The 11,968-nt window shown below is 52.1% G+C and carries 11 protein-coding genes and 1 pseudogene; 3 read left to right on the top strand and 9 right to left on the bottom strand.

From position 1 onward, the window contains the following. Positions 1–62: 62 nt before the first annotated feature. Positions 63–2,321 (bottom strand): putative bifunctional diguanylate cyclase/phosphodiesterase, encoded by a 2,259-nt coding sequence (locus FYJ62_RS08340; RefSeq protein ID WP_154549231.1) that lies wholly within the window; start codon positions 2,319–2,321, stop codon positions 63–65. Between the two features lie 621 nt (positions 2,322–2,942). Beyond that, positions 2,943–3,482: an NAD(+) diphosphatase gene (locus FYJ62_RS08345; protein WP_154549232.1), complete on the bottom strand. Its 540-nt coding sequence runs from the start codon at positions 3,480–3,482 to the stop codon at positions 2,943–2,945. A 281-nt stretch (positions 3,483–3,763) separates the two neighbouring features. Between FYJ62_RS08345 and brnQ the strand changes: the two genes are divergently transcribed. Together brnQ and FYJ62_RS08355 are read left to right on the top strand one after the other, a co-directional pair. Then, positions 3,764–5,110, top strand: a complete 1,347-nt coding sequence (gene brnQ, locus FYJ62_RS08350; RefSeq protein ID WP_154549233.1) for a branched-chain amino acid transport system II carrier protein — start codon at positions 3,764–3,766, stop codon at positions 5,108–5,110. 72 nt (positions 5,111–5,182) lie between these two features. Then, positions 5,183–5,575, top strand: a complete 393-nt coding sequence (locus tag FYJ62_RS08355; RefSeq protein WP_154549234.1) for a hypothetical protein — start codon at positions 5,183–5,185, stop codon at positions 5,573–5,575. 1 nt (position 5,576) lies between these two features. Here the strand turns inward: FYJ62_RS08355 and FYJ62_RS08360 are convergent, their stop codons facing one another. The 7 genes from FYJ62_RS08360 to FYJ62_RS08390 all read right to left on the bottom strand — a co-directional run bounded on the left by FYJ62_RS08360 (position 5,577) and on the right by FYJ62_RS08390 (position 11,239). Continuing rightward, positions 5,577–6,215 (bottom strand): tetratricopeptide repeat protein, encoded by a 639-nt coding sequence (locus tag FYJ62_RS08360; RefSeq protein WP_154549235.1) that lies wholly within the window; start codon positions 6,213–6,215, stop codon positions 5,577–5,579. A gap of 22 nt (positions 6,216–6,237) precedes the next feature. Then, positions 6,238–6,720 carry a GNAT family N-acetyltransferase gene (locus FYJ62_RS08365; protein ID WP_154549236.1) on the bottom strand — a complete coding sequence of 161 codons (483 nt, stop codon included), beginning with the start codon at positions 6,718–6,720 and terminating at the stop codon, positions 6,238–6,240. 379 nt (positions 6,721–7,099) lie between these two features. Then, entirely contained in the window at positions 7,100–7,711 is a 612-nt protein-coding gene (locus FYJ62_RS08370; RefSeq protein WP_154549237.1) for a sugar O-acetyltransferase, read from the bottom strand. A gap of 370 nt (positions 7,712–8,081) precedes the next feature. Further along, positions 8,082–8,732, bottom strand: a complete 651-nt coding sequence (locus FYJ62_RS08375; RefSeq protein ID WP_154549238.1) for a Crp/Fnr family transcriptional regulator — start codon at positions 8,730–8,732, stop codon at positions 8,082–8,084. 24 nt (positions 8,733–8,756) lie between these two features. Then, complete coding sequence (locus tag FYJ62_RS08380; RefSeq protein ID WP_154549239.1) at positions 8,757–9,038, bottom strand: iron-sulfur cluster repair di-iron protein, ric; 282 nt, start codon at positions 9,036–9,038, stop codon at positions 8,757–8,759. A 37-nt stretch (positions 9,039–9,075) separates the two neighbouring features. Then, complete coding sequence (locus FYJ62_RS08385) at positions 9,076–9,303, bottom strand: heavy-metal-associated domain-containing protein (protein WP_154549240.1); 228 nt, start codon at positions 9,301–9,303, stop codon at positions 9,076–9,078. A gap of 22 nt (positions 9,304–9,325) precedes the next feature. After that, a complete protein-coding gene (locus FYJ62_RS08390; protein WP_154549241.1) occupies positions 9,326–11,239 on the bottom strand; it encodes a heavy metal translocating P-type ATPase in 1,914 nt (637 codons plus the stop codon). Between the two features lie 146 nt (positions 11,240–11,385). On the opposite strand from FYJ62_RS08390, the pseudogene FYJ62_RS08395 reads away from it, so the two are divergent. Then, a pseudogene (locus tag FYJ62_RS08395) lies at positions 11,386–11,968 on the top strand (RNA-guided endonuclease TnpB family protein); the annotation flags it as partial.

Raw genomic sequence — 11,968 nt, forward strand, 5'->3', positions numbered from 1 at the left:
GCAAGGCCCACTCCCTAGTGAGTTTCATTAACTAAATTAAGTTTTCCGCGGCAAAAGCCTTTCTAAAGCCCGACATTGCCCAAGGTGTAATCCTGGCAGCTGACCAAGTAGGCCCTGGTGTCGCCGTTAACCGCGATCAGCTTGGCTTTCATCTTGCCCAAGTAGTGCGGGGCAACAAAGTTGCTTTCGGCTACGCCCTTTTTCTGGTCCGCCCGGTGCAAGAGAGTTTGGATCTGGCTGAAGAACGGCTTGCTTGGATCGTTGATCAGCAGGTTGGCCTCTGCCATCGTCTCAACGCCCAGATACTTGACCCCGTCCTTAGACGTCTTGTTGGCATAGATCGTCTGGTAGACATCATCTTTGACCAGCAAGATGGTTACTGGCAGCGTTTGGCTGGACGGCCGCTCATTTTCTTCGCTAAAGGGATAGCTCGCGTTCAAGACATTGACTTTCCCGATTTTCCGGTAGAAAAAGTGCTCATCTGGCGTCTCATATTCCAGTTGCTTTTCCGCGATGACTTGTGCCAGTTCTTCCTTGGGACGGGGCTTGGAGAAATAGTAGCCCTGGGTCAAGACGCAGCCCAATTCGTGCAGGAAGTCGTATTCTTCCTTCTCTTCCACCCCTTCAGCCAGGGTTTCGATGTTCAGGCGCTTAGCCATATCGATCACGTCCATCAAGATGATCGGCGTCTTCTCGTTGGCATGGCGCAAAAAGTCCATGTCAATCTTGAGCAGGTCAAAATCAAAATTCTGCAAGCTGTTCAAGGAAGAAAAGCCGCTGCCGAAGTCATCGAGCCAGACCTGGTAGCCATCTTCGTGAAAGCGCCGGATGTGCTCCTTGATCAGGTCGGCACCATTGTTCAAGAGGGCTGATTCGGTAATTTCAATCCGGATCTCATCGCGGTCAACCCCGTACTTGGCCAGCAAGCCATTAATCTTGTCATGCAGGCCGGGCATTTCCAGGTCGTAGCGGGACAAGTTGACCGAAACGGCTGGGTGCGGCCGGCCAGCAGCAGCGGCATCGCGCAAGTCGCGGCAGACTTGTTCCAGGATAAAGAGGTCCAGCTTGTGGATCAGGTGTCCCTGCTCCAGAACGTCGATGAATTCTGCCGGGTTCATGAAGCCATAGGCTGGGTCGATCCAGCGGGCCAGCGCCTCAAAGGTGCTGATCTTCTGGCTGAAAGTATCCACGATCGGCTGGTAGAAGACCTTGATCCAGCCCTTCTTGACGGCTTCGTCGATATGGCTCAGCAGGTAGTTGGTCCGCATCAAGTCGACTTCCATCTTTGAATTGTAACGGAGGTAGTAGTTCTGATAGTCACCGACCGTATTGTTGGCAGCCATCCTGGCCCGGTCGACCGCTGGCGTGAACAGCTCATCATCGCTGTCCAAAGCATAGATTCCGGCCCGGATGGAAACAGCAAAGCGCTCATCGTTGATCATTTCGTCGTGCACGGCCTTGATGATGGCTTCCGCCTTGTCATCAGGCACAAGCACGTAAAAATGATCGGCAACTGCCCGCGCAGCGTAGTGCGTCCCGGCGATGGTCTGGATGACCCGGCTTAAAGTCCGCAGCAGCTCATCCCCAGCGCCAAAGCCATGCTCGCGGTTGAAGACCTTGAAATTGGTGACGTCGATGTAGACCACGTCCAGCTGCTCTTGATGCTTGTTCTTCTGCTCCATCAGCTGGTCCCGAAAATTGGCCAGGCTCATCAAGCCCGTCAGGGGATCAATCTGGGCGCCCTTTTCAACAAAGAGGGAGTGGCGCAGCAGGGAAGCCATATAGCTTGAAGACAGCTGCAGGATTGGCAGGCAGAGCTCAAATGAATCCGCGCCTGGATTGTCCACCCCAATAGCCCCGACCATGCGGCCTTCAAAGAAGAAGGGGCAAATTGCCAGCTGGTCGATCTTCTGCGGCTTCAAGATCGCGTACATTTCCGGATCCAGCTCCCGGTAGGCTTCCATGTCGGTAATGTAGTAGCCTTCTTTTTCGGCAAAGGCTGAAACCCAGTGGGTGGAATAGAAGTCAAACGGCAGATCCTGCAGCTCATTGATCTCTTTTTCCACGCCCTCAGCACACCATTCAAAGGTATTGTCAAAGCAGTCATTGGCATTCACTTGGAAAATGTAGGTCCGGTCAGCATTCAGACCTTCGCCCAGTTCCCTTAAGAAGGTCACCACTGAGTCATGCGGCGTTCCGTCCTTGATTGCCCGGTCCATGCAGCGATTCAGCATTCCCACGTATTTAACCAATTCCAGAGCCATTTGCCCATCAAAATCCGCCGCGTCGAAATCCCGCTTAAAAGAACCGTATTTATCCAAGTTCCACCTCACACTGATAAAAAATAACGCTGATTCCAATAAATCAGCAAACGTACTAGATAAAGAAGACACCTCACCGCCTTCTTAATCGCGGTGGGTGTCTCTTAAAAAGATGCTTTAAACACTATATGCTATTTCTATTTCAAGATCAAGCTATTGCACTTGTATAATCAGTGGCTTATAAGCAAATGCTTTTGGCAGAATCTGGTCAGCTGCCGGCATTTGCTAACTTTTCACTATTATCGTCCTTTTCAGCAATTGCTCATCTTTCATGATTAATCCAGAAAGCGCCGTCTTACTTGATTTATTAATAAAGATACCTCCCGAAAGCGGTGGTGCCTGCTGCCTTGACTGTTGCCATTGCTTGTTCAAAACTGGTCATTTTTTGTGAAAGTTAAAAGGGATCCGCTTTGGGGGTTAAATTTCAAGAAAGGCTTTAAATGATTCTATAAGTTCCAAATAATAATTGGCTGGCAAATTTGCCCCAAAGCGTGAAAAAATCTTTATTTTGTAACGGAATTGTATCAAAAACTTTTTTATTAATCTCTTAGCTTAGCAACTTTAACTAAGCGGTCCGCTTCTACCCGGTATAAGCCCGGCTTGACCTTTTGATAAGCATGCTCAATTCTTTGGCGGCTGAATCGCTTGATTCTGCTTGCTAAAGTGGTATTCCCCGGTCAGGCTGCCTTCCAGGAACTGCTGGGCCAAGGAATTTGGCCGGATGCTGGCTCTGGCCTCAGGCACGCTCATCCACTGCCAGGCGTCGACTTCTTCGTTGGCCTGCACGACTTCTTGTTCATCCACCGTGACCGTGAAATTGAGCATCAAGGTGTTGGACGGGGCAAAGTAGTGCGTCCGGTTAAAAGACAGGCTCTTGGCGTGCAGGTGGAGTTCTTCCAGCAGCTCCCGCGCGCAGGCTGCTTCAGCGTCCTCCCCCTTGTTGACGTAGCCGGCAACTAAAATATAGGAATCGCGCCCATACTGCTTGATCAAGATGACCCGGTCATGCTGCTCGTTCATCACGATCATGCTGACGGCCGTTGAAAAAATAGGGAAGCGGAAGTCCGCGCATTGCTTGCAGTAGGGAATCTCCCCTTCATTTTTCAAGAATTTCTTTTCCAGCTTGCTTCCGCATTGGGGACAGTAATTTAATTCAAACATGGCTCTTCTTTTCGACCTTTTATTGCTTTTGTTTTATATTAATTAGCAGTTATCATGCTATTATTTTATTTTTCAAAGATACTTGCTGCCCTCACGGATGCTGAGCGGACTGAGAGTGGACCGGTATTTTTCAATAATAGACGTTAATATATGTCAATATAGTATATAACAGCTTTGTTCTTTCGACTAGCCTTTTCTTTATAGCAAGCTTGGAGAGCTAACTTTTTCTAGGCAACTCTGCTAAAATATTAGCGTTAAAGATATCTTTTTTGGAGGATTGCATGAAAAGAAAACTAACCTTAAATGAATCACTGACAATTTCCAGCATGCTCTTCGGCCTCTTCTTCGGGGCCGGCAACCTGATCTTCCCAGCCTATATGGGGGAAGCCGCGGGCAAGAACGTGGTCTGGGCCCTCTTGGGCTTCCTGGTCACCGGGGTGGGCCTGCCGCTTCTGGCGATCGCGGCCTTGGGCAGCTCCCACTCTGACGGCGTCTTGACTCTGAGTGAGAAGGTTTCCCGTAAGTACGGCTACTTCTTCACCTGTGCCCTGTACCTGACTATCGGGCCCTTCTTCGCCATTCCGCGCTGCTTCACGGTGCCATTTGAAACTGGGATCAGCCAGCTGCTGCCTGGCAGCTGGTCCAAGCAGACCTCCCTCTTTGCCTTTTCATTGCTCTTTTTCGCGATCATGATCTGGTTCTCGCTAAGACCAGGGCGGATTATGGACTGGATCGGGAAAGTTCTGACCCCGGCCTTCCTCTTGTTCTTCTTCTGGATCATGATCACGGCCTTGATTCACCCTCTGGGCCATGCCGGAGCGGTCAAGCCAGCTGGCGAGTATGCCAGCGCGCCATTCATCAGCGGGATTCTGGAAGGGTATAACACGATGGACGCTTTGGCGGGCCTGGCCTTTGGGATCATCGTCGTCTCATCAATCAGGGCTTTCGGGATCACTGAGCCCAAGCAGATCGCCAAGTCAACCATCCAGACGGGGATTCTGGCCTGCCTCTTGATGGCCGTCATCTACGGGATCACTTCCTTTGTCGGCGCTCAAAGCCGGCCAGTCCTGGGGCTAGCCGCCAACGGCGGGGAGGCCTTGAGCCAGATCGCCCGCCACTACTTCCCAGGCTTTGGCTCAGTCTTGTTTGCCCTGATGATCCTGATCGCCTGCCTGAAGACCGCGATCGGCCTGATCACCAGCTCGGCTGAAGCCTTCGTGCAGATGTTTCCAAAGTCCATGTCCTACAATAAGTGGGCCATCCTCTTCAGCCTGATTGCCCTGGCCATCGCCAACGTGGGCTTGACCTCCATCATCGCTTTCTCAGTCCCGGTCCTGATGCTGCTTTACCCGCTGGCCATTGCCTTGATTCTGACCTCCCTGACCGCCTCCTTCTTCCACTTCGGCAAAGGCAGCTACGTGGTCATGACGGCCGTAGCCTTCATCTGTGCCTTCGGCGACTTCCTGAGCGCCCTGCCGCCTAGCCTGAGCAAGGCCGTCAGTGGAATCACCGATATCTACGCCAAGCTTTTGCCCCTCTTTAAGGACGGCTTGGGCTGGCTTCTGCCAGTTGCCAGCGCCTTTATCGTGATGGCCATCTGGTCTGCCATTCATAATCGGCGAAAATAACAAAACGGGTCTCTCATCTTAACGGAGAGACCCGTTTTTTGTTGCTTGGCTGCGGTAAAAATGGGGAAATTTTTGGCTAAATTGCGCCTGGCTACGGTAAAAACGGGGAGCTTTCATTGCTTTGAGGCCCATTTCTTACTGAACTACGACGATTTTGACAATTTCGACCCTCGCTTTTTACTGAACCACGGCGATTTTGACAATTTCGACCCCCGCTTTTTACTGAACCACGGCGATTTTGACAATTTCGACCCCCGCTTTTTACTGAGCCACGGCGATTTTGACAATTTCGACCCCCGCTTTTTACTGAACCACGGCGGTTTTGACAATTTCGACCCCCGCTTTTTACTGAGCCACGGCGATTTTGACAATTTCGACCCCCGCTTTTTACTGAGCCACGGCCACTTGCCTCAAATCAAAAAACGGGACTTCTCGCACTTGGCGAGAGATCCCGTTTTCTTCTAGCTCAGAACAAAACCTGGGCCCATTTCTTCCGCCGGTCGGCAAAGCAAGACTGCCCCAGCAAGTCCTCGACCTCGCGATCCGCCTTGCAGTAGTAGTCCTCGCCGCCCTCGATGAAGATCTGGTAGCCGACATGGGCCAGCAGCAAGAACTGGCAGGCCAAATCCAGATCGCGCGACAGATATTCCCGCCCGAGCGCATAGCAAAGGCTCGGATATGGCAATAAGCGCTTGACTGCCAGGTGGAGGTCAGCCGAGAAGGCCCAGGCTGGAGTTAAAAGCTGCTCTATGGCCTGCTCATAGTATTCAGCAGACCGCTGCTTGTCTTCGACGCCCCACTTGCTGCTGGAATAAATGTCGCCCAGCTTGTACATGGCATCCACGCTTCCTTTGCGGGCAGCGATCTTGAAATAGGCAATGGCCAGTTCAGTGCTGCGGACGATCGAGCGACCATATAGATAGCAATAGCCCAAGTTGACAATGGCCGTCACCTCGCCCAAGCCAGCAGCCAAGCGGTAGTATTCAACCGCCCGGGCATAGTCGCCCGCTCGGTAGCAAGCTGCCCCGTGGTCATTCAAGGCTTCCCCGTCGCCGGCATCAAGAGCCTTGAGGTCATCTGCCGTCAATTCAAAGTTGCCACACATCGCTTTGTTCCCCTCCGCGTCCTTAAAATGTCAGCCGCATCTGATACCAGGTCACCCCGCCGTGGGTTGACCCGCTGACGCCCTCGTTCTTGAAGCCAAACTTGGCGTAGTAGTGAACAAGGCGATCCTTGCAGGTCAAGACCAGACCTTTGCGCCCTTGCTTCTTGGCATCCTCGATCGCGGCCTTGAGCAAGTCCCCGGCATAGCCGTGCCTGCGGTAGGATGGCAGAGTGTTGACGCCGAAAATCATCTGCCAATCCCCGTCTTCTTGGTGCAGCTCGGCCCGTTCATACATCTCATCTGTCAGGTCCGCCTCATCGGTCACGAACCCGTCCACGAAGGACACCAGCCGGTCGCCATCAAACATGAGCCAGAAGTGGTTGCCATAGTACTTTACCCGGCCAGCAGGCTCTTCAGCCGTTGCCGCCTCCGCTTTAGGGAAGCACTCGGCTTCCACTTCCGCCAAGGCCTCCAAGTCTGCTGCCATCGCGTGTCTGATTTCCATAATGATGCCTCCTGCTTTTTGCCCTTATCATAACAAAAATAACCGCCAGTGACTGGCGGTTCTGCTTAAAATTCTTATCTTTTGCGGTCTACCCGATCTAAAAGCCGCCGCGGCCATTGCACTTGTCCTTGTAGAGCTGCCGGTCGGCCAGGCCGCCCAAGTCCTCGTAGCTGGTGTGGGCCAGATCGTAAAGCAGTTTGAGCGGAACAAGTGCTGGCGCAGTCTCTTAGTGGAATAGAAGCTGGTTGCCGCCTTCTGCCTCCTTTGCTTGTTGTTCATAACATTTTCTTTACGCACTTATATATGCACAATCATTCCTCGACATGCATAGCATTCAAAAAAAGCGCAGCTTGCGCCGCGCATCTGGATTGATTATTTTTTAGAAGAGCTCTGGATGATTTTCCAAGGCATCCTCTGCCGTTATTTCGCGAATTGGGCGGCATGGGACGCCAACGGCCAGCGTGTTTGCGGGGATGTCTCTCGTAACCACGCTGCCGGCCCCAATCACGCAGCCTTCGCCAATCGTCACGCCCCCGCAAACGGTGACGTTGCCGGCAAGCCAGCAGTTGTCGCCGATCGTTATCGGCTTGGCGTATTCCTTATCGGTCGCCGTGCCGTCAGCTTTCACGTACTGGTTTCTGTCCTGCCAGCGGAGGGGATGCATCGGCGTCAGCAAGGAGACATTGGGGCCAATAAAGACGTTGTCGCCAATCGTCACCGGGCAGCAGTCAACGCAGGTCAAGTTGAAGTTGGCGTATGAATTTTTCCCGATCGAGGTAAAGCAGCCATAGTCGAATTGAACTGGTCCTTGCAGGTAGAAGGCATCTCCGGCAATTCCGAGCTCCTTGAGAATTTCTGTCCGCCGCCCGTCATTTTCGAGCAGGTCGTTAAACTCCTTGCTAAGACGGTGGGCCTTGGCTCTAAGGGTAACCAGTTCTGAATCGGTTGAATCGTAGATTTTTCCCGCCAGCATCTTTTCCTTTTCAGTCATTTTTTCTCTCCTTTACGCATGATGCGGCAATTGGCCGCCGCGCTTTACTTCTATGCTTAACCACAAATCCGGCCAGCAGCGCAAGATTAACGCTGCATGTCCAAGATAATTCATATTCTAGCAGATAGTTGACTTGCCCAACAAATCCAATGATACGGCTCTTGCTGCTGAGAATGCTATTTAAGCCTTATCTCTCAGGAACGGATTTTTAACATAGTCGCCAGAAAATCGGCTATAGCAAGGATTGGCCAGTTTTTATTGCCAACGTCCCTGGCATTAGCTTCGGCCTGATCGCTTCCTTGACTGATCTGCACTAATTTCTCACTAAAAATCTCCCCCTAGTAATCTAGAGGGAGATTTTGCTTGCCTGTTACAAGTCCAGCAGGCCGTCTTCGTCAAGGATTTTCACCTGCTTGCCTGTCCTTTTCAGATAGCCCATTTTTTCGAGGAGTTTGAATTTGCGGGAGAGGGTTTCGGGAGTAGTTCCCAAGTAAAGGGCAATATCTTTCATCTTCATGGACAGCTGGACCTGGTCACTTTCGCTTACCTTAGCCAAGTCAAGCAGGTAGCTGGCCAGCCTTTCTTCGACCCGCTCCATGGCCAGGAACTGGGTCTGTCTTTCCGTGGCCAGCAGCTTCTGGGCACTGAGTTCCAGCAGTTTGAGGGAGAGCTGGGGATTTTCCAGGAGGACCCGGTTGAAGTCGGCCTTGCTCAAGCTGCAGATTTCCGTGTTCTCCATGGCCTGGCCGAAGAAGCTGTCGTTTTCCAGGCCAAAAAGCTGCTTTTCCCCTTCATAGTCACCCGGCTGGGCAACCCGGAGCAGCTGCTCGCGGCCGCTGGCGGACAGCTGGTAAACCTTCATGTTTCCCCGGGCCACGATCTGCAGCTTTTCATCCCCTGGCTGAAAAATCGTCTCACCTTTTTGATAGCGCCGGTGGCTGGCCAGGGAATTGATCTTAAGCTGGTCTTTTTCTGGCAGGTCCGCGAATAATGGAACCAGGCTGACACATATATGCTGCATTTTGCTCTCCTCTGCTGGTAAAAATTAGCCCTGGACCAAGTGGTCGAATTCTTCCAGGGTCTGGTAGGTCTTAGTCATCGCCCCGCAGGCGTCGGCCGGAATGGCGTAATCCGCGGTCAAAGCCCGCAGCTTGCTGAAGTCGGCAGTTAAGTCTTCCTGGCCGGCTTTCACCTTCTTTTGAATGTCTTCGTAAACCTTGCGGACTTCAAAGACTTCCGGATGGTGGGCGCCGTGGGCCTTGGTAATTGCTTGCGTATATAAGTCTAACATTTCATCGTTCTTGGCAAAAAATTCCTTGATCATCATTTTTCTCCTTTAGTTTTTCTTGTTTTTGCTTTTTCTCTTATTTAGCGCTGGCCTTCAAGACGTCATAGCCGATATTCTTCACGGCTTGAGTGATCGTGTCCAAATTGGTTTTGTCCGGATCGAAGCTGGCCTTGGCCTTGCTTGCGTTGAAGAGGACCTTGACGCTGGTCTTTTCAACCCCGTCGACATTGGCGATGGCCCCCGCGATTTTCTGCATGCAGGTCGGGCAGGCTAATGTTTCGAGTTGTAAAATTGCTTTTTGCATGATTTCTTGTCCTTTCTTTTTCCTATTGGATACTTTCAATGCCCTTAGTATACGGGCCTGCTGCTTGAGAAAAATTGTTTTCTATCAACTTTCGCGATTTTTGTAATTTTGACCGGTAGGCCAGAAGGCGCATGGCGTTTAAGATTACAACCAGGATGCTGCCTTCGTGGACAAACATCCCGATGGCCATGTTCATCCATGAGCTGGCTAACACGCTGACCAGCAGGACGGCTACGACAGCCAGGGCGATGGTGATGTTCTCAATCATGTTCCGCCGGGTAGCCTTAGCTAGGGCCAGAGCCCGCGGAATCCGGTCAAAGCTGCCGTTCATGAGGACCACGTTTGAGGTTTCAATTGCCACGTCAGTCCCGCTGCCCATGGCAATCCCGATGTCTGCCCGGGCCAGTGACGGACTGTCGTTGATCCCGTCGCCGACAAAGGCCACGATTTCACCGGCTGCCTGCCGCTTTTTGACAAATTCGGCCTTGTCTTCTGGCAAAAGCTGGCCATATGCCTCAGTGAGGCCCAGTTCTTCCGCTACCAGGTCAACCGTCTTCTGGTTGTCACCGGACAAGAGGAGCAGGTTCTTGACGCCCAGCTTCTTTAAAGCAGCCAAGTCTTCCTTGACCCCAGCCCGGATCTCGTCCTTTAAGCCTAAAGCAAGTTCCAGCCGCCCGTTAACAGCTACCAGAACCAGGGAATTGCCTGCACTTGCCAGCTCTTCCAGGTCCTTTTCCATTTCTTTTGTGACCGGGACATGGTACTGGTCAAGCAGGTAGCGGTTGCCGACCAGGACCTGCTGGCCAGCTACTTGAGCAACGATCCCGCCGCCCTGGAGGACCTGGGAAGCTTCAACTTCTTTCGCTTCCAGGTCTTCATAGTAGCCAGTGATGGCTTTCGCCAAGGGATGGGCAGATTCTTTTTCCACGCTGACCAAAAGCTGTTCAGCCAGCTGGCCCTGGCCGTACTTTTTCACCTGGCTGACCCGGGGATCGCCGTAAGTCAAGGTCCCGGTCTTGTCGAACATGATCGTGTCGACCTTGCTGAACTTGGTGATGACTTCACTGCCTTTAAAAAGAATCCCCTGCTTGGCCCCGTTGCCGATCCCGGCCACGTTAGAAACCGGAACCCCGATGACCAAGGCACCTGGGCAGCCGAGAACCAGGATGGTTACGGCCAGTTCCAGGTCTTGGCTGATGAGGCCAACAATAATGGCCAGGAGCAGGACGACTGGGGTGTAGTACTTGGAGAAGCGGTCAATTAGACGCTCAGCTTGGGACTTGGAGTCCTGGGCTTCTTCGACCAGTTCGATGATCTTGCCAAAAGTCGTTTCATCCCCGACTTTTTCCGCCTTGATCCGGATGGTCCCGTTTTCCAAAATAGTGCCGGCGTAGACCGGGTCACCGGGCTTTTTGCCTAAAGGCATGGATTCACCGGTAATGCTTGCTTCGTTGGCCGTCCCGAAGCCGAAGACGACTTCCCCGTCAACCGGGATCTTGCCGCCGGTCTTGACCAAAAGGATGTCCCCTTCGTCCAGGTCGTCTAAGTCAACTTCTTCAAAGTCGCCGTCCGCCGTCTGCCGAAGGGCGGTTTCCGGCACCATCTCCACCAGTTCCTTGATGGCTGACCGGGTCTTGGCCAGGGTCTTTTGTTCAAGATAGGCCCCAAACAAGAAGAGGAAGGCCACGATGGCGGATTCTTCGAATTCCTGGATGACGAAGGCACCTAAGATGGCCAGGGTCACCAGCAAGTCGATACTGATGACTTTGACTTTCAGGGCCTGCCAAGCGGATGCGGCGATCGGGAAGCCGCCGATGAGGGAGGCGGCCAGGAGCAGGCCGGACTCTGCTGTTTCACTTTTAAATAACCATTTTGCGGCAAAGGCCAGGACGATTAAGATGCCCGTAATTGCCGTCAGCCGGTTGCAATTTTTCATAAATATGTAGCGCGCGGAAACCTTCGATTTCAATCGAGGGGGGAGCGCGCCTTTCTCCTTTCTAAATTCTTTAGATAATTAGTATTCCAGTGGCCGTTTTCACCAGTTTGGTATTATAATATATTTAGTGAAGGGGGGCATGACCAATGGAAATTTCTTTGACCATTAAAGCTCACATCAAGGTGGCCAGTTCCGACAATGCCAAATCGCTGGCAGACAGCATGGAAATTTACAGACAGGGTTGCAACTTCGTATCCCAATATGTTTTTGAGCATGACTTTGAACTCCGCCAGGCAAAGCTGAACAAAGCACTCTACTCCGACTTGCGACAGAAGTTCAGCCTCAGATCCCAAATGGCTCAGTCTGTTTTGAAGACCGTTATTGCTAGATACAAGTCTGTTCAAACTCAGCTTGGTCAAAAGCCGTATAAAATCCACGACATCAATGCGCCCCAAGGCGAGGGCTGCTATGCTGTTCAGCGCGATCTTGACTGGCTTTGGAAGCCAATCTTCTTTAAGCGACCGCAGCTGGATGAGGTCAGAGGCCGGGACTATTCCTTTAAGCAGAACGGCAAGATCGTGTCCGTCAACACCCTTGACGGACGGATTGAATGCGAGATTGCCATGCCCGGCTTTGAGCAGTATCTGAATGACGAATGGACTTTTGGCACTGCCAGGATTCTTAAATCCGGCAAGCACTGGTTTATGCACATCAGCGCAACCAAGTCCT

This window comes from Lactobacillus porci, assembly GCF_009695985.1.
In the GTDB taxonomy this organism is placed as follows: domain Bacteria; phylum Bacillota; class Bacilli; order Lactobacillales; family Lactobacillaceae; genus Lactobacillus; species Lactobacillus absianus.

Coding starts and splice junctions, on each gene's coding strand:
- FYJ62_RS08345 (WP_154549232.1), bottom strand. CDS start 3,482: ATGTTTGAATTAAATTACTGTCCCCAATGCGGAAGCAAGCTGGAAAAG.
- brnQ (WP_154549233.1), top strand. CDS start 3,764: ATGAAAAGAAAACTAACCTTAAATGAATCACTGACAATTTCCAGCATG.
- FYJ62_RS08360 (WP_154549235.1), bottom strand. CDS start 6,215: ATGTGTGGCAACTTTGAATTGACGGCAGATGACCTCAAGGCTCTTGAT.
- FYJ62_RS08365 (WP_154549236.1), bottom strand. CDS start 6,720: ATGGAAATCAGACACGCGATGGCAGCAGACTTGGAGGCCTTGGCGGAA.
- FYJ62_RS08370 (WP_154549237.1), bottom strand. CDS start 7,711: ATGACTGAAAAGGAAAAGATGCTGGCGGGAAAAATCTACGATTCAACC.
- FYJ62_RS08375 (WP_154549238.1), bottom strand. CDS start 8,732: ATGCAGCATATATGTGTCAGCCTGGTTCCATTATTCGCGGACCTGCCA.
- FYJ62_RS08380 (WP_154549239.1), bottom strand. CDS start 9,038: ATGATGATCAAGGAATTTTTTGCCAAGAACGATGAAATGTTAGACTTA.
- FYJ62_RS08385 (WP_154549240.1), bottom strand. CDS start 9,303: ATGCAAAAAGCAATTTTACAACTCGAAACATTAGCCTGCCCGACCTGC.
- FYJ62_RS08390 (WP_154549241.1), bottom strand. CDS start 11,239: ATGAAAAATTGCAACCGGCTGACGGCAATTACGGGCATCTTAATCGTC.